Source organism: Endozoicomonas sp. G2_1, assembly GCF_017744155.1.
GTDB lineage: Bacteria > Pseudomonadota > Gammaproteobacteria > Enterobacterales > Alteromonadaceae > JAGHQT01.
Genome location: NZ_JAGHQT010000004.1, coordinates 160657 through 185910, shown reverse-complemented (window position 1 = coordinate 185910; position 25254 = coordinate 160657). Strand labels below are relative to the sequence as shown.

Below are 25254 nucleotides of genomic sequence, written 5' to 3'. Positions count from 1 at the left end.
AATCAGCTCTCATTGGCACATTTGCTATTCTTTTCAATAAACGGACTATTTGCCGGCAAATCGTGATTTTTAGTCATCACACTGCCATTGTACATTCTGTGATAGTTAATTTTATCCACAGTCATCAGTTTAGAAAAATCATAAAAGGCTTTGTAGTCTGACTTTGAAAACTCATGCTCATCTTTTGCCAATAAGCCGTCGACATACATACTATCACCATTAAAGCTACAATTTGCGACTGCAGTATATGGTTTACCATATTCATCAACACGGATTGCTTTCACGCTTTTAACTTCGAAATACCAATCACCAACTCTAATATATCTAGGACTACTCTCTTTCATATGATTTCCAATTTTCTCTATCACTGTTGGTCTTTCACAAAACCAAAATAAATTCAGTTAACCGACACTCAAACCTAATAGAGAAAACAGATACCCGAGGCAATCACTCAAACAGTTAAGTACAGTACTTCAAACCGGTCGCTATGGTGCCATTAAAAATTAATTTTTCAAGTGATAAATAGAGTAATTATTTCAACCTTCTATCCCCTTATTGACAAGGGCTACAGACCGCCTTAGATAACTTAACTAAAAACAGTACCTTACTCGTGTCATAAAAGAGCATGAAACAAACAAAAATCTTGATACACAGTGATTACATTTTGCGGTACGCTTAGGTTATCGCCCGTAGGAAGTTATTTAAATGCAAAATTTTCGCTCTTGGTTTGTCGCGCTAATCACCATTGTCGTTTTTTTGATTCTCGGATTTAGTGCCTGGCTTTACAGTCAAATTGACGGCTCACTGCCCCAACTCGACGGTAAAAAGACTATCTATGGCTTATCAACTAGCGCCAGTGTTGAACGCGACAGCAATGGCATAGCAACCATCAAAGCGGCGAATAGACTCGATTTAGCGGTTGCAACTGGCTTTGTTCACGCCCAAGAGCGCTTTTTTCAAATGGATTTGTTGCGCCGAAATGCCGCTGGCGAATTGTCGAGCTTATTTGGTAAAGTGGCATTAGATTACGACAAAGCGATTAGGGTTCATCGTTTCCGCGACCGAGCACGCGCAATTGTAAAGCAACTCCCAGTTGACCAATACAATATCCTTAAGTCTTATACGCGCGGCGTCAATCAAGGGTTGGAACTCTTGCATGCCCAACCTTTTGAATATTTATTTCTACAAACTGATCCTGTTGCTTGGCAAGAAGAGGATACAATTTTAGCCGTATTTAGCATGTACATTGATTTACAAGACGAATACGGCGATCTAGAGCAAACGCTAGGCACTCTAGAAACACTATTTCCTCCAGAAGTGTTTAACTTTATTGCGCCACAAGGCAGCAAATGGGATGCAGCCATAGACGACAGCCAACAGACTTGGGCACAGCTGCCCACAAGTGCTTGGCCAGCGGCTTCACCGTCTAACAACTCGTCAAAGACACTGTCTGTTATTCGCGAACAACTGATCGCAAGCCAAGCCTTAGCTGATGTTGAACACTTACCAGGCTCTAACAACTGGGCAGTTAGTGGTCAAATAAGTACAACCAAGTCGGCCATTGTTGCCAACGATATGCATTTGGGCATTAGGGTACCCAATACTTGGTACCGCGCCCGTTTTGAATACAAAACAGAGCGTGGCGAGTCGATAGCAATTACCGGAGCCACTCTGCCCGGTGCACCCAATATGATTGTCGGCAGCAATGGCAATATTGCTTGGGGATTTACCAATAGCTACGGCGATTGGCATGATGTTATTACCTTAGAGACCAACGAAGATAAGAGTGCTTATTTAACACCCGACGGTTATCAAGACTTTACTTATCAAGAACAAATGATTGCCATCAAGGATCAAAAATCAGCCTCATTGCAAGTTCGCGAAACTATTTGGGGCCCCGTGATAGGCGAGGATCACCAAGGTAACTTGCTCGCTTATCGCTGGGTCGCCCACGATCTCAACGCCGTTAATCTCAATATCATCAACATGGAACAAGCGACTACGGTTGAACAAGCTTTTGCCGTTGCAGCAACCGCTGGCGTACCGGCACAGAACCTCATGGTCGGCGATAGCCTAGGCAATATTGGGTGGACCATCATGGGACCAATTCCCCGTAAATCCAGCAATTTTGGTCGCACGCCAAAATCTTGGTCAAACGGAGAACATCAGTGGCAAGGCTATTTGTCGGCAAATGAATATCCAAAAGTTTACAACCCTGCCCAATTGAGGCTTTGGACTGGCAACTCTCGCGTAGTTGGCGGTGAAAACTTTGAAAAAATTGGTAGCGGCGGTTATGCCCTCGGCGCTCGCAGTCAACAAATTCGCGACCGCTTAATGGCAAAAGAACAATTTGACGAACAAGCGTTGCTAGATATCGCGTTAGACGATGAAGCGTTGTTCTTGCAGCGCTGGCAACAGTTATTGCTAGAGCAGGTACTTACAGAAGCCAATATTGCCCAGCAGCCGCATTGGCGTGAAGTCAAACAATATTTAACCACAGAACAACTCTCAGCCGATAGCGAGTCGGTCGCTTACCGCATTGTTCGAAACTTTCGCTTAGAAGTCAGAAACCTAGTTTTTACCCCCTTAATTGAACAAATTGTTAACGTTGCGCCGGACTTTAAGGCCAAACCTTTATACCGCAAAATAGAATCACCACTGTGGCTTCTGGTTAGCCAACAGCCCAATAACTATTTATTGCAACCTTTTGACAACTGGCAGGCCTTATTTGCTCAAGCATTAACCGAGACGCTGGATGAAATGACACAAGAACAGTCATTAGCAGAGGCTACTTGGGGTCAGCAAAATACTGGGGCTATTCAACACCCACTCAGCAAAGCTGTGCCTATATTGGGTACTTTACTCAACCTAGATATGCCAGCTGAGCCAATGTCTGGCGACACTTATATGCCGCGAGTACAAGGCAAAACATTTGGCGCTTCAGAACGTATGATCGTTTCACCTGGCCACGAACAAAGTGGAATTTTTCACATGCCATCGAGCCAATCGGGGCACCCGTGGAGTCCATACTACGGCAATGGTCATCAGGATTGGCAACAAGGCAAGCCCAGTAGTTTTTTACCGGGTAAAACCAAGTACAGCTTAACCTTATTAAGTTATTAATTATAAACCTAGCTTTTTATTATAAAGAAACTATTGCACTGAACTGAACTGCTGGCTAAAGTGAAGGCATGAATAGAAATATTATCAGTTTAGGTAACCGCTTTTTTATCGAGTTCTTTATTAGCGCAAGCTAATGGAGGCGGATTGTTTTACCTGATTAAAACTGTCAAGACCTCCACAGCGGAGGTTTTTTTTTGCCAATTACATTCATAAGAAATAATTGAATAATTTGAAGGAAATGTCGTGACTGAGCAACTAGATTTAACCAAGATTCGTGAACATATAACCGCTTTAGATCAAAAGTTGCTAGAACTGTTTGCCGAGCGTAGAGCGCTGACATTAAATGTCGCAAAGAGCAAAGCACATCAAGTTAGGCCAGTACGTGATCAGCAGCGAGAGCAAGAACTCTTGGTGCGTTTGATCAATCAAGGTAAAAAGCTTGGCTTAGATGCTCACTATGTTACCAGCGTTTTTCAAACAATTATTGAAGACTCGGTGCTCAACCAACAAGCGTATTTGCAGCAGCTCACTAACCCCAACCTACAATTGCCGGCAGTGAGTGTTGCATTTTTGGGTGATAAAGGTTCATACAGTTATCTAGCCAGCCACAGATACTTTTCTCGTCGCGCTGAAACTATTATTGAATCCGGCTGCCAAAGTTTCCAAGAAATTATGCAGCTTGTTGAATCTGGCCACGTCGACTATGGCATGTTACCTATCGAAAATACCAGCTCAGGCAGTATTAACGAGGTTTATGACTTACTGCAACACACAAACTTGTCAATTGTCGGTGAAATCACTCAGCCAATCGAACATTGCTTGCTAACTGCCGTTAACACCAGCTTAGACAAAATAAAAACCATATACGCTCACGGTCAGCCATTTGCCCAGTGTAGTAACTTTTTAGATAAGCAACACGATATCCGCATTGAATACTGTGACAGCACCGCCGATGCAATGGCAAAAGTCTATCAATTACAAGACGATACTGTTGCCGTTATTGGCAGTGAAGAAGGTGGTTACCTCTACCAATTGCATGCGCTGGAAAAATCCATTGCCAACCAAGATGAAAATCACAGTCGCTTTATTCTTGTTGCTCGCAAGCCAGTTGATGTCGCAGAACAAATTCCGGCCAAAACCACCTTTATATTGGCGACAGGACAAAAACCAGGCGCCTTAGTTGATTGCTTGGTTGTGCTCAAGCAACACGGTATTAATATGCGTAAGTTGGAATCTCGTCCAATTCAAGGACGCCCTTGGGAGGAAATGTTTTACATTGATGTTGAAGCCAACTTAAAGAGCTTAACCTTGCAAGAAGCGATCAATGAACTTACCGCTATCACTAAGTTTATCAAAGTATTGGGTTGCTACCCTATTGAGCATATTAGCCCGACTAATGTGCCTAGTAGTGCATTGTAAAAGCCAATTATAAAACTGAAACGGTATGTGAAAGATGTCATTGCTATCTTCTGTCTAATTGTGCTTACAACAACGAGCCACTAGGAGATAGCACTTGTTTACTTTTATCAAAAAGATATTTTCACAGCCCACTTCAGTATCAAGTGATAATAAACCACTGACCCCAGCGCTAGATCTCGCCCTTTACCACTTTGGTTTTTGCCCATACTGCCGCATGGTACGCAGCAATATAAAACGCCTTAACCTAGCGATTGAACTGCGCGATATTCACGAACAAGAGCAACACCTTCAAGACCTTGTTAGCGGTGGTGGTAAAAAAACAGTGCCTTGTTTGCATATCACCGAGCCAAATGGCGACCACACTTGGCTTTATGAATCGGCGGATATTGTCACATATTTGAACAAACGCTTTGAAAAGTAACCTTTTGCCAATACAACTCACTATAGATTCTAAAAGAAGCTACTGTTTTTTTTATCAAAAACATACCTTCGTTCATATCCATGTGACCATGAACATAAACGGGCGCAAAATGCGCCCGTTTCTCTCAACAATTTAGTCTAAACCTACGACTCAGATACCTTTTGCTCTGAAAAGAGATCTTGCTCTTCACGTTCAATTTTCTGGGCAATTGCTTGCGGTGAACTAGTTCCTCGGCATAACCAGTAATAGGCGCCGGGCACAATAAACAGAGTAAACAAGCTGGCAAATGAAACGCCAAAGAAGATCACAATACCGATCACCATTCGACTTTCAGCTCCCGGCCCAACTGCCATCACCAAAGGTATTGCGCTGGTAACCGTGGTAAATGTAGTCATCACTATTGGCCTTAAACGCTGCTTGGCTGCGCGTAACAGTGCCTGCTCAAATTCAACGCCTTTATCGCGAAGTTGATTGGCAAACTCAACAATTAAAATACCGTTTTTAGCCGCTAAACCAATCAGCATGACAATACCAATTTGGCTATAAATATTTAAACTCATGCCCATCAGTTTTAACCCCATCAGAGCACCCACTAATGCCAATGGTACCGTTAACAAGATAACAAACGGATGAATAAAACTCTCAAACTGTGCCGACAACACTAGATACGTGATTAATAACGCCAACATGAAAATAAACAGAATCGACTGCCCAGATTCTTTCAACAACAGCGATTGACCTTTGTAATCGACTTGAGCGTTCTCAGGTAAATGGGTTTTAACCACTTCGTTTAAGAAGTCTAAAGCATCCCCTAAAGCATAGCCGTCAGCCAAGTTGGCGGTTATTGTAACACTGCGCAAACGGTTGTAGCGGTTGAGCCTTGATGAGGTCGCGTTTTCTGACACCTTGATCAAGTTCGACAACGGAATCAACTGTCCAGACGCTCGTGATTTAACGTAAACATTGTCGATGTCTCTCGGGCTAGTAAAGTCAGCTTCATCACCTTCTAAGATAACATCGTATTCTTCGCCGCGATCAACAAAGGTAGTGACTCGGCGTTGACCCAACATGGTCTCCAAGGTTTTACCGATATCGCCAATAGCCACGCCAAGGTCATAAGCGCGATTGTGGTCTATCTCAATCAACAATTGTGGGAAAGTTTCTTTGTAATCACTATTAATACTCAATAACTGTGGATTTTTCTGTGCCTCGCTAATAACGATATCACGCCACTTTGCCAACTCTTCGTAAGTATTACCTTGTAAAACAAACTCTACCGGCTGACTAGAACCACCGCCGCCAATACCGCGGCGCATAATGGCAAAAGCACGGACATCTGTCACAGTTGCCAATTCGCGATTAAACTTATTGATAAAATCAAAGGTCGAAGTTGAACGCTGGTCCCAAGCTGGCATACCAATAATCGCAATACCACCGCGACCACCAAAACCAGGAACGCGCACAATGACGCGATCAAGCTCACCGCTCTCATAATAGGTAAGCAATTTATTCTCGATTTGCTGCATATTGCGGACATTACTTTCGTAACTGGCGCCCTCAGCCCCTTGCATTGAAATAAAGAAATTACCGCGATCTTCTTTTGGCGTGTATTCACTCGGCAATTGAGTAAACAAGCTATAAACCGCTGCAAACGACAATACCAAGACAATAAAGATTAACCACGGCTGATGAATACTATGGCTTAACAAAACGCCATAACCGCGCTCTAGTTTTGCAAAACCGCGATCGAGGAACTGACCCAGTGATGAACCACGCTCCCGGCGCTTGAGCATTTTTGAACACATCATAGGTGTTAACGACAGTGCCGTTAAACTTGAAAAGACCACAGCAGCGGCAATCGCGAGAGCAAATTCGGTAAATAAACGGCCAACATTACCTGACAAAAACACCAGTGGTACAAACACCGCCACTAGCACTAAAGTGGTCGCCACGACCGCAAACGCAACCTCTCGACCACCTTGATAAGCCGCCATTAATGGCGTTTGTCCTTGCTCAATGCGTCGAACAATGTTTTCTAAAACAACAATAGCGTCGTCAACCACTAGACCAATTGCCAATACTAGGGCGAGTAAGGTGAGTAAGTTAATCGAAAAGCCCAGTGCCGATAAGACCATCATTGAACCAATCAAAGACACCGGTACGGTAACCGCTGGAATCAATGTGACACGGAAATTGCCCAGAAAGAGGAAAATAACCAAAACCACCATCAACATGGCGATCACTAAGGTGTTGTATACTTCGTCAATAGAGCCTTGAATAAAAACAGATGAGTCGTAACTATTGGTTATTGTTGTACCAACCGGCAACGACTCACGAATATTCGCCATTTCACTACGAGCCGACTTAACAACTTCTAACGTGTTAGCCTTAGACTGTTTAACAATACCCAAGCCAACCATGTTTTTACCGTTGCCTTTAAACATAGTTTCATCGTCTTCAGCAGCAATTTCAACGCGAGCAACATCCCCTAAACGAATAAGGCTGTTATCGCTTGAGCGCGCAACCACCATAGCTGAAAAGTCCTCAGGCGTGAGGTAACTGCGTTCAACACGGATTGAAAAGTCACGCTCAACAGATTCTACTTCACCTGCCGGTAGTTCAACGTTTTCAGCGCGTAGCGTTGTTTCAATATCATCAACAGTAACACCGCGAGCCGCCATGGCAACGCGATCGAGGAAGACTTTCATCGCATAAGTACGACCGCCACCAACGCGCACGCGGGCAACGCCGTCAACGACAGAAAAACGGTCAACAATGTAGCGGCGAGCGTAGTCCGTCAACTGCAAAGTGCTCATGGTTTCACTTTGTAAAACAAACCAAACAATCACGTTTTCATCGTCGTTTGCTTTAAACACTTCTGGCGAGTCGGCTTGCTCAGGAAGTTGCTGCAAAGCGCGAGATATGCGATCGCGAACATCGTTTGTTGCAGAGTCAATATCTCGATCTAAGTTAAATTCTATGGTGATACTAGAGCGACCAACACGACTGACTGAAGTGATGTTTTTAACCCCTTCTACGCCGCTGATACGATCTTCTAATATTTGAGTTATTTTACTCTCTACAATTGCTGCTGATGCGCCGGGGTAAGTGGTATTAATACTAACCACTGGTGGGTCGATATCTGGGTACTCACGCAATGGTAACAGCATAAAGGCAACCACACCGAAGGTTACCAACAATAAGTTAATTACCGTGGCAAATACTGGGCGTTTTACCGATAAATCAGAAAGAATCACGAGTCAGCTCCCAAGATCTTAACACTTGTGTTTGGTCTTAGCTTCAATGCACCTTCAACGACGACTTGCTCTCCTAAATTCAAACCGTCTACCACTTCAATAACACCGAGCTGACGACGACCAATACTAATCGTTTTACGCACAGCTTTATTGTCTTCAACAGTAAAGACGTAGTGTTTGTCTTCTATCGGAATAATCGCGCTTTCTGGCAATAGCAATACATTGTCGACTTGGCGTTCAACGCGCACGTTGAGTAACATGCCTGCCCGCAGTAAGTAACCTGGATTAGCTATTTCAGCACGCACCCGCAATGTTCGCGTGACATTATCGACTCGTGAGTCTACAGAAGTGATTTTTCCGCTAAAGGATTTGTCTTGATACGCGGTGCTTTGTGCCACTACCGTTTGACCCGGTAAAATCGTCGGCAAAAAGCGCTCTGGTACTGAGAAATCAACTTTAACAACACTCAAATCATCTAAGCTAGTAATGACGCTACCGGCATTAATGTATGCGCCAACGCTGATTTGACGAAACCCTAAAACCCCATCAAATGGCGCGGTAATGGTTAATTCTTGCAAACGGGTTTTAGCACTCAACAATTGGGCAGAAATCGCCTTTGCCTGTGCTTCTTGTTCTTCTACTAGAGAAATAGAGGTTGCTTTGCGACGGTAGAGATCTTGTAATCGATTGAGCTGTGCCACCGACTCCGCTAAGTTTGCTTCTAGCTCTCTAACCTTAGCCGCCTCTTCTTGGCTGTTAAGTGACACTAAAATATCGCCTTTTTTAACGATTTGTCCGTCTTGAAATGAAATATCGTCGACAATATCTGCATATTTCGAGGTAATCAGTACCTGCTCATTAGCGCGAGTAGTACCGAGTGCTTCAATAACATCCTTAAATTCAGCTTGTGCTGCAACTACGGTTTTTACTGGAATAACTCGCTCTCTTTTAGGCTTGGCAACTTCGGCTTTAGGCCACTGTATATAAACCACTAAAGCGGCTAACAACAAAATGATAATAAGTAAGGGTAAACGGCGAACAATAGGGTTAGACATAATTCAAAAGGTCAGGATAATTCTATATTATTAATATAACGCAGCTTGCGCTTTACGACATTACCGCTTATCTTAATTACTTGGGTGCTAAACGCAGACAAGACATTGTCAACTAAGCGGTTTAGCCCAAGATAAACCGGAATAACTAGAAATAAATTTCACGTTTTAGTGAAAACATCGAATAAAATCCGATCCCAATAAAAAACATGAAAACTTGCTAACGAAGGAAGACATTGCGATGCAAACAAATGCGATAAAGTTGTTCGCTAAAAAAAGCCTAGTGCTAAGTGCCGTATTGCTCAGTTTTAGCCAATCAGTTGCACTAGCAAATGATTACGAGGTCACAGTATTGGCTGGGCAAATGTCGGGGTCAGATTTTCGCAGTGCTGACGGCAATCAAAGTATCGATGTCGGCAACGACACCAATATTGCAATTGGTTTTGCCTGGCAAGACAGTCCAAATGGCCAAGGCCAAATTTTATTAAACCGAGTCAGCCATGAACTCGACCAAATTAATACCGATGTCGATATTGTTTATGCGCACTTTAACGGTATCGCCCAGTTCCGTCAGCAAAACTATGTCACAACTGTCGGTCTTGGCTTAGGTGGTGCACTGTTCGATGCTAACGATAGCGAAATTTTTCCGTCGGCGACCGTAGCCGTTGGTACCCGTTATGAGTTTACACCAAACTTTGCCTTAGTGACTGAACTGCGCGCCTACGCAACGCTGACGGATGAGGACAGCGATATTTTTTGTCAGGGTGAAAATTGCGCCGCGCAAGTCGATGATTCAATCTATATCGATACCAATATCTCAGTTGGTATTGCTTACAGCTTTTAACTGTTAATTGATATGTTAAAGCGCCAATAAAAAACGAGAACCTAGTTCTCGTTTTTATTGGACACTACTCAGGATATTATCAAGTAGCGCGTTTACTGCGCTCTACTCGCTTTTATTCGCTTTAATAAAACTATCAATATCACCGACTAAGCTATTGTTGGGGCGCTCGACAATTCGGCCAATTTCATGCCCAGCCAATGAAACGACAAAGGTTGGCGTGTATTTTACGCCGAGCTGCGTCGCTCGACCTTGAGGTTCTTGTTTTTTAATATCAAGCGCAATTAAATTAATGGCAATATTTGAATTGCCATTTAGTGCTTTTAATAAACGTGGCACTTCGCGCTGACTATCGTGACACCAAGCGCCAAAATAAACATCTATTTGAAGCTCAGTAGGCCAAGCTTTAACGAGCGCTTGCTCTTGTTCACTAATGCTATAATTCGACGGCAAAGTAAATTTGTCGAACTGACCTAACAGTTGCTCAGCTTTAATATCACCAACAGGATACTGACTGCCAGATTTACCAGCATGACTGGCACAGCTCATCAATGCTAAGCTACTAGCGATCATCAAGGGTTTAACTAACTGCCAACGCCAATGAAAGACTCTGCGAAGACTCATCGAACATCTCCTTTTCTTTTCTACTTTAGACTGTACCCAAGCTACTTCAAGATGCTTGTTCAGTTGGAATTAAAAGTAATTTAGGCAAGGCATTGATTGCAAAGAATGGTTGCCCCCTTGTTAAAATCAATAACGCCGCATAAATTATCTTTTAAACCAACCCTTTGGGCGCTTCACAGGAACTTACTCTCATCGTTGCAGCTAATTGAAAGGTTCCTGCATGGATGCAGGACATTAGGGCAACGCAGGAGCAGTTGCCGAGAGTGACCATTCCTGCTAGCTGCGCCTCGATATTAAGTCCCTGTGATAGCGCTGAACTGCGCATCCTGAAGTAGTTTGGGTATAAACACTACTTTTTGATTTCATTCGCTTTTTGTAGCATAAGCTTACTTTCTTGTAAAAAGGTATCGGCATAGTCACCAAACCAATCAGAGACTTGATTAAACATACTGACAAACGCCTGCTTATCACCGCGCTCAACATCTTCAAGTAAGGCTAAAAAGCGATTTGCAAAACGTTTCATCATGTCGATGTTATCGCGGTTAGCAAAGATAATATCTGAATATAACACTGGATCTTGCGCAAACAATCGGCCGACCATGATCAATTCAAGCCGATATATTGGCGAACTCATTGCAATTAATTCATCAATATTGGCACCTTCAGCCATCAAATGATAACCGTAAGCAATTGTCGAAAAGTGACGCATCACTTGAACCATAGCCATCGCCTGATCGTGGTTGTCGGCACCAACCGGATAAATCTCAGCGCCCCAAACGTTAAACTGTTCTAAAAGCCACTGGTACTCTTGCTCTCGTCGGCCATGGCAGGCAATAATCGTTTGCTTGACTAAACCGGTGACATCAGGACCAAACATTGGATGCAAGCCAATCACAGGTCCGGTGTGAACCTTCATCATTTCATACAATGGCGATGTTTTGATACTGGTGACATCAGCTAAAATACAATCATCAGGTAAATCCGTTAATTGCTGAATAACACTCAACGTCAAACGAATAGGAACAGCAACAATCACCACACTGGCGCGTGCAAAAACATCTTCACTACTCTGCCAATCATCTTGACCAATAATACTCACTTGATAGCCAGAGCGTTGAAACAAGTCGACAAAAACGCCACCGAGTTGACCGTGGCCGCCAATCACAACCACTTCTTGACATTCTGGGTTGACACAGCGATAACCACTTTCATCTTGACTGACATAAGAGTCTCGCATCACTCGGCGGAGCAAATCCTCAATCAAATCTGGCGACAAGCCCTTTTCGCTGGCCTGCGCTCGTCTTTTTGCGAACAATGCCGCTTCGCGATCTGGCGCATAAATTGGCATACCGACTTCACTTTTTAGCTCGCCAACTTTAGTCGTCACCTGACGGCGCTTAACCAATAAATCAACGAGTTGCTGGTCTAGGTCGTCAATTTGATCGCGCAAGGCACCCAGTTTAGTTTCAAAATCAGACATGGTGTTTCTTAATCATCTCTCTAGCCCCAAAAGTTGCTCATTGGAGCTATTAACGTTTCAAATAATATCAGCTAATTAATCCCGACAACTTATTCAACGCTGCAACAACGAGCTGCTAGCGGTTGCGCTAACTTATTGTGGGCTTGTTCAATGAGCGCTTCTGTTGCTGTAATATCAATACAAGCATCAGTGACTGAAACGCCGTATTCACGCTCGTTCTCTGGTAAATCAGCACTTTGATTGCCAGCTTTTAAGTGACTTTCAAGCATAATACCAATAATTGAACGGTTGCCTTCGCAAATTTGATTAAAAACGTTTTCTGCCACTAACGGCTGACGGCGGTAATCTTTATTTGAATTACCGTGGCTGCAGTCAACGACAATGCTTTGCGCCAAGTTATTCGATGCTAACTCATGCTCTGTCTCAGCAATATTAACCGAATCGTAGTTAGGCTGCTTACCACCACGAAGAATAACATGACCGTCAGGGTTGCCTGAGGTTTTAATTAAGGCAACTTGACCTTGGCGATTGATACCCATAAAACGGTGCGAAGAAGCAGCCGATTGCATCGCGTTAATTGCAACACCTAAGCTGCCATTAGTACCGTTTTTAAAACCAATCGGCATTGACAAACCACTGGCCATTTCACGGTGGGTTTGCGATTCAGTTGTACGGGCGCCAATCGCTGACCAACTAAATAATTCAGCTAAGTACTGAGGGCTAATTGGATCGAGTGCTTCAGTCGCCAATGGCAAACCAAGTTCCGTTAAGTAAATCAGTAATTCACGCGCTTTTCTAAGGCCTGTTTCAACATCAAATGAACCATCCATGTGCGGATCGTTAATCAAACCTTTCCAGCCTACTGTTGTTCTTGGCTTTTCAAAGTAAACACGCATTACAATGTACAAGCTATCTTGGTATTTATCGTGTAGACCTTTTAAAAAGCGGGCATATTCTTTCGCCGCTTCAATGTCGTGAATAGAACACGGGCCGCTGATCACTAATAAACGCGGATCTCTTTTGTGAATAATATCTGAGATCACTTGACGTGCTTGCAGTACGTATTGACGACCATTTTCAGACAAAGGTAATTCAGCTCTGAGCTGTTCAGGGGTAATTAATACCTGTTCTGAATTAACGTGAATATCGTTTAAGTGCGCATTGCGCGGCGTGGTCGTAGCTTGCATGGTTTGAGCCCCCAATTATCGTAAAAATTGTCAGTAAAAGTTAACTAGAAAGTGTTGAGTGGTTTCGGGTTTAGTTGTTCAAGTGTAGTCTAAACAGAAACCTTATGAAGAGCGGATGGGCAAGCGCCTACCCTTACATAAAGTAGGTATAGCGGTAATATCGATAATAAGAAAAGTAAGTTGGTCTCATTTAGCCCAAAAAAATCGAATATTAAAAAATAGTACTTGCTAGATGCAAATATCGCCTTTGCGCTATTTTTATCAAGAACAGGCTGCTTTAGGCAAGGATTAAATACAATGTCGTTATAAAAAAAAGCTATGACGTATAGCAAACATACTAAAAAAAGGGAAATTAGACAGTTATTGACATTTCAAATGTTTGTTTGATCTAGCTCATTTCTTTTTAAATAAGAGCGACTATAATGCGATTAACCTACTCTTTCTAACTGTTTGTTTAAACCCTATGCTCAACAATATTTCGATTGCGAAAAAAATCTACAGCGCGCTCGTTGTTACAGGGCTTATTACCTTGTTAGCCACGCTTTTATTCGTTTCTCAAGACGAGAAAAAAATGGCTGAACAATTGATTGCCAGCAATGTTGAAAGCACAGCTCAAAATTATTTTGACTCCGTCAATACCATGATGCTAACCGGCACTATCGCTAATCGTTCGATAGTGCAGCAAAAGCTATTACAACAAGACGGTATTATTGAGGCGCGCATTATTCGCGGGCCACAAACCGTTAAAATTTACGGTAATGGCAATGCCGACCAAGCGCCAACGGATAACTTTGAGCAACAAGGTTTAAGCGGCACCAAACAGTTTAGAGTCAGTAAAAAAGATAACACCCGGGTAATGGAATTTATCATGCCGGTGCGCGCGAGCGCTGATTATCGCGGTACTAATTGCTTGGGCTGCCACCAAGCACAAGAAAATGACATATTAGGTGCGGTAAAAATTAGCTACGATTTAAGCAAAGTCGACAGCCGTATCCACCGTTCGGTCATGCACGCAACTCTGATTCAATTGATTATTACCATCATAGGTTTTAGTACCTTAGCGCTTATTTTTTATCGCTTAGTGATTTTCCGCTTGAAGCGTTTGCGCAACAACATTAATCGCGTTGCCGACAACCTTGATGTCAGCGAAGAGATAAAAGTGCATCACAATGATGAACTCAGTGCGGTTAGCAAAGCCTTTAACGGCATGATGTTGAATTTCCGCGATAGCTTGCTTACCGTCAGTGAAGCAACTGACAAAATGATTACCTCAGCACAAGAAGTTGACGATATTTCTAACATCAGTAAAGAAGCGGTAATGACTCAAAAAGCCGGCACCGACTCTGTTGCCGCCGCAATTAATGAGCTTGACGCTTCTGCTTCAGAAATTGAACTCAACTCAAAATCTGCTGCCGATAAATCAGACCTTGCTGATGAGAAAGCAAGCCAAGGCCAAGTACTAGCCGAACAAACTAAAAACGGTATCAATCAATTTAAAGATCAAGTGCTGACCAATCGAGAAATGATCAACCAGCTCAATGAAAAAACCAAGAACATCGACGATGTCCTCAATATGATTATCGCCATTGCCGAGCAAACCAACTTACTGGCGTTAAACGCAGCGATTGAAGCCGCTCGCGCCGGAGAACAAGGCCGAGGTTTCGCGGTAGTTGCTGACGAGGTTCGTTCACTCGCCCAGCGCACGCAAGACTCCATTGCCGAAATCCAAAGTACCATTTCGGGCTTACAAACGGACGCCAGCAATGCGGTGAAATCAATGAACGAAGTCAGTAGTCAAGCGGAAGAAAAGGCCGCTGACGTTGAAAAAGTCTCAGGACTATTAATTGATATCAGTAAAGAAATTAAAGAACTCGACGAAATGAATGTGCAAATTGCCAGCGCGGCCAAGCAGCAAAATATGGCGGCCGACGAGATCAATGTTCACGTTGTTAATATCAAAGATATTGCTGAGCAATCTAGTGAAGATGTTACTCGTGGTAAGGAAATCAGTGAACATTTACTTGAGCTTGCCTACAACCTCAATCAACAAGTCAGTAAATTTACGCTGAAAAAGTAAAATTCACGAGTTAACGAAACCATTCATTTACTGTTGTAAAGTTGAGTTCTGAGCCAATCAGAACTCAACTTTAGCCATCTAAACATCTAAAACTTGCATCTCGTCATTGCCCTCTGTACACTTGCTCTATTGTTTTGTGCCATGGTGAGTTTTAATACCACTCCGCATGAATAATTGACCGCTCAGAGTGCCGTGGGCGACATTAGAACAAACAAAATGAGAGAAAATATAGTCGTTCTACATTGAACTCATTTTGTGAAGTTATTATGGTGCGCCATGCGCTCCCTTTGGGCGAGTTTTAAAGGCTTATATGCTGCGTTATTGATTTTAACAAGGGATTAACCATTCTTTGTAATCAATGCCTTGCCTCTAAGCCTTTAAATTCTCGTTGAGTGAACAATTATTTATACGGATTGGTATTGCTATACCAAAACTCTTAAAAGGGAATGAGGTGCGCATAGTTAACGCGTTATTTCTGTGTTAATGAGCAAATCCTCAACTGTACCCGCAACTGTAAGCAAAGCTGACAACACAAACCACTGATTTATTACTGATGTAAAATTGGGAAGGGTGTTGTTGGGATATCTTTGCAAGTCAGGAGACCTGCCAGTGTACAAGCGTTATAAACGCGGTTTTAATACTAAACGCTTTTATCGCCAACAACTTTATTAACCAGAATATTGGTTTATGCGCGGGAAAACGCAATAAAGGCAAATTTTCATTACTAAACACTGAGCTAAGAAACTTACAAGCGAACTCTTGTGTCTACCTCCTAGCTCTTTGCTTGTATTTGCCAATCCGTTTTCCTTAATTTAACAACCATTGATCGTGACGGGAAAACACTATGCCATTACTGGTGGCTGACAAGGTTTCGTATCAAATTAATCAATTGCAGATCTTAGATCAGATCTCATTTGCCGTAGGTCAAGGTGAAATTGTTGGTATTATCGGCCCCAATGGTGCGGGTAAAACCACCCTACTAAAATGCCTACTCGGTCATCTCAACGTTAGTTCTGGCAGTATTAAACTCAAACAAAAGCCAATTGACCAATACAGTACTAAAGCACTCGCTAAGCACTTTGCCTTAGTCGCCCAAAAAACTGATAGCAGCTTCAATTTAACTGTTTTCGACGTGGTGAAAATGGGCTTACTGCCCCATAAAAACCTGTTTAGTCTCGACAGCGACCACGATCGCAACCAAGTTACAATAGCGCTAAAGAAATTTGATTTACAGCACCTGCTAAAACACAGCTTTAATACCTTGTCAGGCGGTGAGCAACAGCGAATATTGCTGGCAAGAGCCTTGGTGCAACGGGCGCAGATTCTCATACTCGATGAACCAACTAATCACTTAGATATTTATTATCAGCACCAAATTTTACAACAAGTCAGTCAACTTGGTGTTACTGTGATCATGACGGTACACGATTTGAACCTCGCCGCGCAATACTGCCAACGTATTATCGCGCTCGACAAGGGCCGAGTAGTTGCCGATAACACGCCAACGCAAGTATTAACGTCAGCGTTAATTAAATCGGTATTTAAACTGAATGCGCAAGTCATCGAAACAAGCTCATCAGCGCCGCAATTGTTATTCTCTCTGCCAGTTGACGAGCAACAACATAATACAAATACAGAGGGCAGTGATGTCAGTCGCTAAGTTCCAAACCTCTGCCTCTAAGTGGACACTATTACTTGCCCTTGCCCTCGCATCTGTGGCACTTGCCTTGACTATTGGCGCAGTTGATATCAGCCCGTCAGAGTTGGTTCAATGTCTGACGAGCGCCTGTGCTAACCAGCTCAATGATACCGTCATTTGGCAAGTTCGCCTGCCTAGAGTACTTGTTGGTTTAGTCGCAGGTATTGGTTTAGCGATCGCCGGCGCTATTTTACAAAATACCACTCGTAACCCACTCGCTGATCCTTACTTATTTGGTATTGTCTCCGGAGCCGGTCTTGGCGCCACTATTGCCAGTTTAGACACTTTTGGCCTCAATCAAGCGCTCGCGCTACCAATGGCGGCATTTTTAGGTGCAATGTTGGCAATAACCTTAGTTATGACCATCGCCAAACTGCTAAACCGAGTTGAACAGCTATTACTTACCGGAGTTGCGGTTTCCTTTATGCTGTCATCGGTCAGCCAGTTTCTTTTATATCTTGGTGAGCCCTTTGCTACCAATCGCGTTATGTTCTGGCTTATGGGTAGCTTAGGGCGAGTGACCATGACTAATTTTTATGTCATTAGCGCCGTGCTGCTAACGGTTATTATTATTATCGTAGCATTACACCGACAAATTGATGCCCTATTACTCGGTGATGAAAGTGCCACCAGCCTTGGCGTCAATGTCGCTAAACTAAGGCTGCTACTACTAACTAGCTGTGCTGGTTTAACCGCAACGATTGTCGCCTACTGCGGCGGTGTCGGCTTTGTCGGATTAATGATTCCCCACATTGCCAGACAACTCGTTGGCGTCACTACGCTACCGCTAATATTTGGCTCAGCACTGATTGGCGGTAGCTTTCTCATTTGGGTTGATGTTGCCGCTCGCTCACTCCTTAGAGATGTTGAAATTCCCTTGGGTATAATTACTTCCGCTATTGGCAGCATTTTTTTCTTGTATGTCATGCTGCGCAATCGCCAATAAATAAAAGAGATAAATAACGATGACAGATAAAGACGACAACAAAGAACAAAAACACAAGACTCGAATGCAAAAAGTCAAAGAGAAAGTTGACGCTCGCATTGATGCTGCGACCGAAGAGCGCGGCCTACTTTTGGTGATTACCGGCAATGGTAAAGGCAAATCAACTTCGGGCTTTGGCACGGTTGCCCGTGCGGTGGGCCATGGTTTAAACGCGGCGGTAGCTCAGTTTATCAAAGGTACTTGGGCCTGTGGCGAACGCAACTTGTTGGAAAATGCTGGTGTCCAGTTTCACGTCATGGCGACCGGCTTTACTTGGAACACCCAAGATCGCAGCCAAGACATCGCCGCTGCCGAGAGTGTTTGGCAACACTGTAAATCATTGCTTAGCGACGAAAATATTGATCTAGTGTTACTCGACGAACTCACTTATATGCTCTCGTACAAATATTTAGATCTCGACGAAGTATTGGCCGCGATTAAAAATCGCCCTGCTCACCAACACGTTGTTGTTACAGGTCGAGGGGCACATCGCGCCTTGATTGAATTAGCTGATACGGTCAGTGAAGTACAGTCAATCAAACACGCTTTTGACAATGGTATTAAAGCGCAGCAAGGCATCGACTGGTAAGTAATAGCCACTAGCACCAGCAAAATGAATGGCAATAAAATGATCAAAGCAAGACTATTTAACCAGCCCTCAATCACCAAACTATTGTTAGCCTTGAGCTTAACCCTATTGGCACTCTCGGCTCTTTCGGCGCCTAAGCCCAAGATTCTCGCGTTGGCTCCACATATTGTTGAAACCCTATATGACATTGGCGCTGGCGAGCAAATTATTGGCACCCTAGATCACGCCGACTACCCTGCCTCAGCCAAAGATATTCCGCGAGTTGGCAACTACGCACGAATTAAGCTCGAACAAGTGATTGCCCTACAGCCAGATTTAATCATTGCTTGGCAAAGTGGCAACCCCAGTGACGACTTGGCTCGTTTAAAAGCGCTCGGCTTTACTATTGTATATTCTCAGCCAGCAAGTTTTGCCGATATCGCTGACGATATGCGCCGTTTTGGTAAACTCACTGGCAACCAACAGCAAGCTATTGAACAAGCCAAGCGCTTTGAGCAAAAGCTCGCCGCCATAAAAAAACAATATCAAGATAAGCCATTAATCAATGCGTTTTACGAATTGTGGTCAAGACCACTGACCACCGCAGCTAAGAATAGTTGGCCGCAACAGCACTTAGCCACTTGCCGAGCCAACAATGTCTTTTTTGAATCGGCTAGTCCCTATCCGCAAATCGATATTGAACAAGTACTCAATCGCGATGTAAAGGTGATTATTCAACCTTTATCCGCCAATCAAAGCGACCGTCAAGCCTTTGATTGGCAACATTGGCAACTGATTCCCGCGGTTAGTCAGCAACAGATTATTCAGCCCAATGCCGATGCTATGCATCGCATGACTTTGCGCAGTTTAATTGCGTTGGAAAATTTATGTGAACAAATCGACGCCAGTCGTCGGTTTTATCAAGCACTAAAAAACGATGGCTAATACTTTTGATATAAACACAAAACTATCAAGCCATTAAATAACCGTCAGTAAACATTACTGACATATTTTGAGTATCAGGTGTTAGCACGCATTTTCAGTAATTTGTGCTAATTAAAAGGGAAATCAGTGCGTTCTTTTCAGAGCAAAGCTGATACTGCCCCCGCAACGGTAGTATAGAGGTCAATAACCATGATCTCTTTAAAGTCCGGAGACCAGCCTGATATTAACTTGCTCTAAAGTACGGTGGGTGCTTTACCAATTTGGATTAAACATGAAAAAAACTGCTCTTTCTCTTGCTGTGGCAAGTAGCTTATTCTCACTCGGCGCGGCCGCTGAAGCGACCGGTGTAAACACACAGGTCGACGATGTCATTGTCGTTACCGCCAGCAGAACCACTCAAGAAAAATTTGATGTCTTAGCCTCGGTTGACGTATTTGACCGCGCTGATATTGAACGTATACAGCCGGAGTCTGTCGCTGACTTATTAAGCCGTGTTGCTGGCATTAGCACCACGGTTTCAGGTGGTAGAGCCAACCAAACCTCACTTTTTGTCCGTGGTGGTAACAGCGATCACCTATTAATTTTGGTCAATGGTGTTCGCGTTGGTTCGGCAACATTGGGCACTAAAGATCTCAGTGCGATTGCACTTAACCTGATTGATCGCGTAGAAATAGTCAAAGGTCCGCGCGCTGCTTTATGGGGCGCCGACGCCATTGGCGGTGTCATTCAAATATTCACTCGTCAGTTAGGTCATGGCGAAGCGCAAATTGGCGCGACCCTTGGCCATGATAACTTTCAACAGGCTTATGCCACAGTCGGTTTAGGTAACGAAAGTCACAATTACACGCTTACTGTTTCTAGTGAACGCGCTAACGGCTTTGATGTCCAACCTGGCAGCGAAACCGATGCCGATGGCTACAACCACCGAGGCATTAGCTTAGCGGGTGGCAGCAAATTGTCAGAAACATACCAACTTAACATCAGTGGCCAGTTTGAAACCGGTAATACTCAGTTCGACAGTTCATTTGGCGGCAACGAAAGTGATCACAACAACCACAGTTTGTTGTTTAATAACCAATTTTCACTAGAAAACGGTCAACTCGATATTAACTACGCTAATTCTCGCGATAACGGCGAAACCTTTGGCAACAATGCAACACCAACATTGTTCGAAACTAAGCGTGAACAAATTAACGCGTTAACTCAACTTGCCGTTAGCCAAGATACCGAATTACTGCTTGGCGTTGATTTTTTAAGTGAGCGAGTCAATAGCACGACTGAGTTTCAAGAGAGTACGCGTGAAACATACGCCGCCTTTGCCACCGGTCGTCATCAGCTTGGCAAGGTTAAGTTAGAAGCCTCAGTACGTCACGACGAAATCGTTGATATTGACAGTGAGACTACTTTTAATTTATCAGCTGGCTACCAATTGTCACAACAATGGTTAGTTGCGCTAAATCACGGCACAGCATTTAAAGCGCCATCGTTTAACGAACTTTATTTTCCGCTTCAGTTTGGCTTTATTGGCAACCCTAATTTAGTCTCTGAGCACGCCAGAAATACTGAATTACTGACTCGCTATAACAGCCAAAACTACAGTGTTGAAGTAACCTTATACAATACTGATTTTACCAATTTGATTGGTTCAGGCAGCACAGCCGATGGCACTTCGACCACAGTAAATATCAACGAAGTTGAAATTCAAGGTATTGAGCTAACGGCAGAAGCGCAATTGTTTGGTGCAGACCACCGCTTAACCTTGAGCCATGTAGATGCCCAAGACCAAAGTAACCAACAGCAGTTGACCAATCGCCCTTATTTTACCGCCAACTACGCAATTAACTTCAGCTTTGATCGTTTAAACCTTGGCGCTGACATTCAGCACAAAGGCGGCAACGCCAGTGGTTTCTTTAGAACTGATTTAAGCGCTTACACCCTATTTAACTTAACCGCTAGTTACCAAGTCAATGATGATTTGCGTGTTAATGCTAAGGTCAGTAACTTAGGTGATAAAAACTACCAATCAAATGCTAACTTTAATAGCGATGGTCGCGGCTTTAGACTTGGTGTAGATTACCGTTTCTAAGCTTATCGAGTTCATCAATAAAACAAGACTTATAGCCCGCCGTTAAGCGGGCTATTTTTTTGATGATTAAACAGTGGCTAAACACCACCTTCAAACTTCACAGAAAGTTCACAGGCAGATGACATTTTCGTGAATAGTCTTGGCTTTGTGGTCTAACCACTATCATTCCAATATCAGCTCTGTTATATTTCAGCGTACAGGTGTTTACTGAAATAACTATTGAATAACTTATGAGTGCAACAATACCAGCATATAGCCCTGCCGAAGAACTTGCTAACGCCATCAGTCACGGCATTGGTGCTATTTTAAGTGTGGTAGGTTTGATTTGCTTGCTCGGCTTGGCGATTGCCAGCCAAGATTTGGTGCGCATTACAAGCTTTGCCATTTATGGTGCGAGTTTGGTGTTACTGTTTCTCGCTTCAACGCTCTATCACGCTATCGTCAACCAAAAAGTGAAGCAACTGTTTAAGTTACTTGACCACTGTGCAATATATTTATTGATAGCAGGTACTTACACACCATTAATGTTAATTACCTTAGAAGGTACCGTCGGCTATATTATGCTATCAGTTATTTGGTTAATCGCTATTGCTGGTATCACCTTTAAAATAAAGTGTGGCAGCAAATATCCAATTATTTCGGTTAGCACTTATTTGGGTATGGGCTTTTTATCAATTGCGGTTATTCAACAGCTATATATCAATTTATCGACAGCGGGCTTAACGTTACTGGCCGTTGGCGGCGCAATTTACGCCCTCGGGGTAATCTTTTATATACAGAAAAAAGTGCCGTTTAGCCACGCAATTTGGCACTTATTTGTCTTAGCGGGTGCTGCCTGTCACTTCTTTATGATTTGGTATCATGTTTAATGGCTTATAGCTGTCAGTAGTAAAACTGGTAGTGTTCAATTGAAAGACCTACAGCAAAAATTTTGAATCTATTTTTTAGATTACAACCATCGATTTATCCCATTTTAACAATACAAATAAATCACCTATTATTTCTCCCGTAAACAAGAAAACAACTTTTCAACGTCATTTGAGACAGCTGAAAACATTATTTTAAATTGGAGAAATAAAATGACTACATCTTTAATCAACACTAAGTTACAAGAGTTCAAAGCAACTGCATTCCACAACGGCGATTTCATCGACGTAACTGATCAAGACTTACTAGGCAAGTGGTCTGTTGTATTTTTCTACCCAGCTGACTTCACGTTTGTTTGTCCTACTGAATTAGGCGACATGGCTGACCACTACGCTAAATTGCAAGAAATGGGCGTTGAAGTTTACTCAGTATCAACTGACAAGCACTTCACTCACAAAGCATGGCACGATACGTCTGACACTATTGGCAAAATCCAATTCCCTATGATTGGCGACCCAACAGGCCGTATTTCTCGCAACTTCGGTGTGATGATTGAAGAAGAAGGCGTAGCACTTCGCGGCACTTTCGTTATCAACCCTGAAGGTGAAATCAAAGTTGCTGAAGTACACGACTTAGGTATTGGCCGCTCAGCTGCTGAATTACTTCGCAAAATCCAAGCTGCTCAATACGTTGCAGACCACGACGGTGAAGTATGTCCAGCAGCATGGACACCAGGTGAAGAGACATTAGCTCCTTCATTAGACCTAGTAGGTAAAATCTAAGCCGAGGCTAGATTGGTTCAAGGTCGCGAGTTGATAGTGTCCTCAGCCTATCATCCGCGCCTTACCTCAAGGTAAAACAAGTAAAAGTTTGTGGTTTGGCCCTTATCTTCTCCTGTTTACCTCGTACTTTTTAGTACTGGGTCTGGGTCAAACCATTTTCCATCAAACTTTTTTATTAAACATTAATCTCGGCTATTAGGAATTTCTTATGTTAAACGAACAATTATTATCTCAACTCAAAACTTATTTGGCTAACATCAGCTCTGAAATTACCTTAGCGGTAGCCGCAGATGACAGCGCAAAATCAAAAGAATTAACTCATTTAGTGGAACAAATTGCCGGCCTTTCGCCATTGGTAAAAGTTACTACTAATTCAGATGCAAATGCTCGCATCCCTTCACTTAGCGTGCGCTCTGTTAACAATACCGAAATTGTCTTCGCTGGTATTCCGCTGGGTCACGAGTTCACTTCGCTAGTGCTTGCACTTTTGCACAGCGGCGGCCACCCAATTAAGGTTTCTGACGAAGAACGCGCACAAATTGCCGCTATTGAAGGTAACTTTGAGTTTGAAACCTATATTTCATTGAGCTGCCAAAGCTGCCCAACCGTGGTTCAAGCGCTCAATATTATGTCGGCAATCAACCCAAATATTAAGCACACCATGATCGACGGTGCACTATTTGACGCAGAAGTGAAAGAGCGCAACATTATGTCAGTGCCAAGTACTTACCTTAACGGTGAAAACTTTAGCCAAGGCCGCGTCACCTTAACCGACATTTTAGCCAAACTAGACAAGCTAACTGGCAGCCAAGCCAGCGAGCAAAAAGTACAGGCGCTTAACGAAAAAGATCCTTATGAAGTATTGATCGTGGGTGGTGGCCCAGCAGGCGCAGCGGCAGCGATTTACTCAGCCCGTAAAGGCATCCGCACCGGTTTAGTAGCCGACCGCTTTGGTGGCCAAGTACTCGATACTGTTGGTATTGAAAACTTTATTTCAGTTAAAGCAACTGAAGGCCCGAAACTAGTCGCCAGTCTTGAAGAGCACGTTCGCGATTACGATGTCGATATCATTACCAGCCAAACGGCGGTGAAACTAGACAAACAAGGTCTGGTTAACGTTGAACTAGACAGCGGTGCTAACTTGCAAAGTAAAAGTGTTATTTTGGCAACTGGTGCCCGTTGGAGACAAATGAATGTGCCGGGTGAAGACCAATACAAAGGCGCAGGTGTTGCTTACTGCCCGCACTGTGACGGCCCGTTGTTTAAAGGTAAAAAAGTTGCGGTCATTGGTGGTGGTAACTCAGGTATTGAAGCCGCTATTGACTTAGCAGGTATTGTCGAACACGTCACCGTACTTGAATTTGACAGCAAGCTACGCGCTGACCAAGTGTTACAAGATAAAGCTAACTCTATGGGTAATATCACCATTATTAAAAATGCAGCAACCACAGAAGTGGTTGGCGACGGCAGCAAAGTGACTGGTTTAACTTACACCGACCGCACTACTGATGAAACTAAATCATTAGCGCTTGCAGGTATCTTTGTACAAATCGGCCTAGTGCCAAACAGCGAATGGGTTGACGGCGTTATTGATTTAACCAATCGCGGTGAGATTATTACCAACAAGCGCGGTGAAACCTCAATGCCTGGTGTCTTTGCCGCTGGAGATGTTACCGATAGTGCTTACAAACAAATCATTATTGCGATGGGCGCAGGGGCAACGGCAAGTTTAGGTGCATTCGATTACTTAATTCGCCAAGTTGACGAAATTGCTGATGCTAAACAAGAACAAGCGGCGTAGCTGATAGTAAAAATCAACAAGCTATAGTGTAAAAAGCCCG

General features: G+C 43.4%; 19 protein-coding genes and 2 riboswitches. Of the genes, 13 read left to right on the top strand and 6 right to left on the bottom strand.

Annotation, left to right across the window (positions count from 1 at the left end; translation table 11 throughout):
- Positions 1-2 precede the first annotated feature (2 nt).
- Positions 3-344, bottom strand: a complete 342-nt coding sequence (locus J7384_RS07545) for a hypothetical protein (RefSeq protein WP_209112646.1) — start codon at positions 342-344, stop codon at positions 3-5.
- Positions 345-705: 361 nt separating this feature from the next.
- On the opposite strand from J7384_RS07545, the gene J7384_RS07540 reads away from it, so the two are divergent.
- From J7384_RS07540 to J7384_RS07530, 3 genes are all read left to right on the top strand, one after another.
- Complete coding sequence (locus tag J7384_RS07540; protein WP_209112644.1) at positions 706-3123, top strand: penicillin acylase family protein; 2418 nt, start codon at positions 706-708, stop codon at positions 3121-3123.
- A gap of 243 nt (positions 3124-3366) precedes the next feature.
- Entirely contained in the window at positions 3367-4542 is a 1176-nt protein-coding gene (gene pheA / locus J7384_RS07535) for a prephenate dehydratase (RefSeq protein ID WP_209112642.1), read from the top strand.
- Positions 4543-4636: 94 nt separating this feature from the next.
- The gene (locus J7384_RS07530) at positions 4637-4963 is read left to right on the top strand and encodes a glutathione S-transferase N-terminal domain-containing protein (protein WP_209112640.1); all 327 of its coding nucleotides are present in this window, start codon (positions 4637-4639) and stop codon (positions 4961-4963) included.
- Between the two features lie 143 nt (positions 4964-5106).
- Here J7384_RS07530 and J7384_RS07525 read toward each other — a convergent pair whose 3' ends face one another.
- Both J7384_RS07525 and J7384_RS07520 read right to left on the bottom strand, forming a co-directional pair.
- Positions 5107-8220, bottom strand: a complete 3114-nt coding sequence (locus J7384_RS07525) for an efflux RND transporter permease subunit (RefSeq protein WP_209112639.1) — start codon at positions 8218-8220, stop codon at positions 5107-5109.
- Complete coding sequence (locus J7384_RS07520) at positions 8217-9275, bottom strand: efflux RND transporter periplasmic adaptor subunit (RefSeq protein ID WP_209112637.1); 1059 nt, start codon at positions 9273-9275, stop codon at positions 8217-8219. Before J7384_RS07520 ends, J7384_RS07525 begins: the two co-directional genes overlap by 4 nt.
- A gap of 238 nt (positions 9276-9513) precedes the next feature.
- Between J7384_RS07520 and J7384_RS07515 the strand changes: the two genes are divergently transcribed.
- Entirely contained in the window at positions 9514-10116 is a 603-nt protein-coding gene (locus tag J7384_RS07515; RefSeq protein ID WP_209112635.1) for a hypothetical protein, read from the top strand.
- A 102-nt stretch (positions 10117-10218) separates the two neighbouring features.
- On the opposite strand, the gene J7384_RS07510 is transcribed toward J7384_RS07515, so the two are convergent.
- The 3 genes from J7384_RS07510 to J7384_RS07500 form a co-directional block, all read right to left on the bottom strand.
- Positions 10219-10737 carry a thioredoxin family protein gene (locus J7384_RS07510; RefSeq protein WP_247741680.1) on the bottom strand — a complete coding sequence of 173 codons (519 nt, stop codon included), beginning with the start codon at positions 10735-10737 and terminating at the stop codon, positions 10219-10221.
- A gap of 349 nt (positions 10738-11086) precedes the next feature.
- On the bottom strand, positions 11087-12217 hold the full coding sequence (gene tyrA / locus J7384_RS07505; protein ID WP_209112633.1) for a bifunctional chorismate mutase/prephenate dehydrogenase: 1131 nt from the start codon (positions 12215-12217) through the stop codon (positions 11087-11089).
- Positions 12218-12306: 89 nt separating this feature from the next.
- Entirely contained in the window at positions 12307-13404 is a 1098-nt protein-coding gene (locus tag J7384_RS07500; protein ID WP_209112631.1) for a 3-deoxy-7-phosphoheptulonate synthase, read from the bottom strand.
- A 571-nt stretch (positions 13405-13975) separates the two neighbouring features.
- On the opposite strand from J7384_RS07500, the gene J7384_RS07495 reads away from it, so the two are divergent.
- The 9 genes from J7384_RS07495 (at position 13976) to ahpF (ending at position 25214) form a co-directional block, all read left to right on the top strand.
- On the top strand, positions 13976-15481 hold the full coding sequence (locus tag J7384_RS07495; protein ID WP_209112629.1) for a methyl-accepting chemotaxis protein: 1506 nt from the start codon (positions 13976-13978) through the stop codon (positions 15479-15481).
- Positions 15482-15878: 397 nt separating this feature from the next.
- A riboswitch (cobalamin riboswitch) is annotated at positions 15879-16107 on the top strand.
- A gap of 218 nt (positions 16108-16325) precedes the next feature.
- Complete coding sequence (locus tag J7384_RS07490; RefSeq protein WP_209112628.1) at positions 16326-17141, top strand: ABC transporter ATP-binding protein; 816 nt, start codon at positions 16326-16328, stop codon at positions 17139-17141.
- Positions 17128-18126, top strand: a complete 999-nt coding sequence (locus tag J7384_RS07485) for an iron ABC transporter permease (RefSeq protein ID WP_209112626.1) — start codon at positions 17128-17130, stop codon at positions 18124-18126. Before J7384_RS07490 ends, J7384_RS07485 begins: the two co-directional genes overlap by 14 nt.
- A 19-nt stretch (positions 18127-18145) precedes the next feature.
- Positions 18146-18754 carry a cob(I)yrinic acid a,c-diamide adenosyltransferase gene (cobO, locus tag J7384_RS07480; protein WP_209112624.1) on the top strand — a complete coding sequence of 203 codons (609 nt, stop codon included), beginning with the start codon at positions 18146-18148 and terminating at the stop codon, positions 18752-18754.
- Between the two features lie 39 nt (positions 18755-18793).
- Positions 18794-19678 carry a cobalamin-binding protein gene (locus J7384_RS07475; RefSeq protein ID WP_209112622.1) on the top strand — a complete coding sequence of 295 codons (885 nt, stop codon included), beginning with the start codon at positions 18794-18796 and terminating at the stop codon, positions 19676-19678.
- A 59-nt stretch (positions 19679-19737) separates the two neighbouring features.
- Positions 19738-19914, top strand: a riboswitch (cobalamin riboswitch).
- 35 nt (positions 19915-19949) lie between these two features.
- Positions 19950-21764 (top strand): TonB-dependent receptor, encoded by a 1815-nt coding sequence (locus J7384_RS07470; RefSeq protein WP_209112621.1) that lies wholly within the window; start codon positions 19950-19952, stop codon positions 21762-21764.
- Positions 21765-21994: 230 nt separating this feature from the next.
- Positions 21995-22633 carry a hemolysin III family protein gene (locus J7384_RS07465; RefSeq protein WP_209112619.1) on the top strand — a complete coding sequence of 213 codons (639 nt, stop codon included), beginning with the start codon at positions 21995-21997 and terminating at the stop codon, positions 22631-22633.
- Between the two features lie 210 nt (positions 22634-22843).
- A complete protein-coding gene (gene ahpC / locus J7384_RS07460; RefSeq protein ID WP_209112617.1) occupies positions 22844-23413 on the top strand; it encodes an alkyl hydroperoxide reductase subunit C in 570 nt (189 codons plus the stop codon).
- A 208-nt stretch (positions 23414-23621) separates the two neighbouring features.
- On the top strand, positions 23622-25214 hold the full coding sequence (gene ahpF, locus J7384_RS07455; RefSeq protein WP_209112615.1) for an alkyl hydroperoxide reductase subunit F: 1593 nt from the start codon (positions 23622-23624) through the stop codon (positions 25212-25214).
- Positions 25215-25254 lie beyond the last annotated feature (40 nt).

Coding starts and splice junctions, on each gene's coding strand:
- ahpF (WP_209112615.1), top strand. CDS start 23,622: ATGTTAAACGAACAATTATTATCTCAACTCAAAACTTATTTGGCTAAC.
- J7384_RS07470 (WP_209112621.1), top strand. CDS start 19,950: ATGAAAAAAACTGCTCTTTCTCTTGCTGTGGCAAGTAGCTTATTCTCA.
- cobO (WP_209112624.1), top strand. CDS start 18,146: ATGACAGATAAAGACGACAACAAAGAACAAAAACACAAGACTCGAATG.
- J7384_RS07500 (WP_209112631.1), bottom strand. CDS start 13,404: ATGCAAGCTACGACCACGCCGCGCAATGCGCACTTAAACGATATTCAC.
- J7384_RS07490 (WP_209112628.1), top strand. CDS start 16,326: ATGCCATTACTGGTGGCTGACAAGGTTTCGTATCAAATTAATCAATTG.
- J7384_RS07515 (WP_209112635.1), top strand. CDS start 9,514: ATGCAAACAAATGCGATAAAGTTGTTCGCTAAAAAAAGCCTAGTGCTA.
- J7384_RS07465 (WP_209112619.1), top strand. CDS start 21,995: ATGAGTGCAACAATACCAGCATATAGCCCTGCCGAAGAACTTGCTAAC.
- J7384_RS07485 (WP_209112626.1), top strand. CDS start 17,128: ATGTCAGTCGCTAAGTTCCAAACCTCTGCCTCTAAGTGGACACTATTA.
- J7384_RS07520 (WP_209112637.1), bottom strand. CDS start 9,275: ATGTCTAACCCTATTGTTCGCCGTTTACCCTTACTTATTATCATTTTG.
- tyrA (WP_209112633.1), bottom strand. CDS start 12,217: ATGTCTGATTTTGAAACTAAACTGGGTGCCTTGCGCGATCAAATTGAC.
- J7384_RS07545 (WP_209112646.1), bottom strand. CDS start 344: ATGAAAGAGAGTAGTCCTAGATATATTAGAGTTGGTGATTGGTATTTC.
- J7384_RS07510 (WP_247741680.1), bottom strand. CDS start 10,737: ATGAGTCTTCGCAGAGTCTTTCATTGGCGTTGGCAGTTAGTTAAACCC.
- ahpC (WP_209112617.1), top strand. CDS start 22,844: ATGACTACATCTTTAATCAACACTAAGTTACAAGAGTTCAAAGCAACT.
- J7384_RS07540 (WP_209112644.1), top strand. CDS start 706: ATGCAAAATTTTCGCTCTTGGTTTGTCGCGCTAATCACCATTGTCGTT.
- J7384_RS07475 (WP_209112622.1), top strand. CDS start 18,794: ATGATCAAAGCAAGACTATTTAACCAGCCCTCAATCACCAAACTATTG.
- J7384_RS07495 (WP_209112629.1), top strand. CDS start 13,976: ATGGCTGAACAATTGATTGCCAGCAATGTTGAAAGCACAGCTCAAAAT.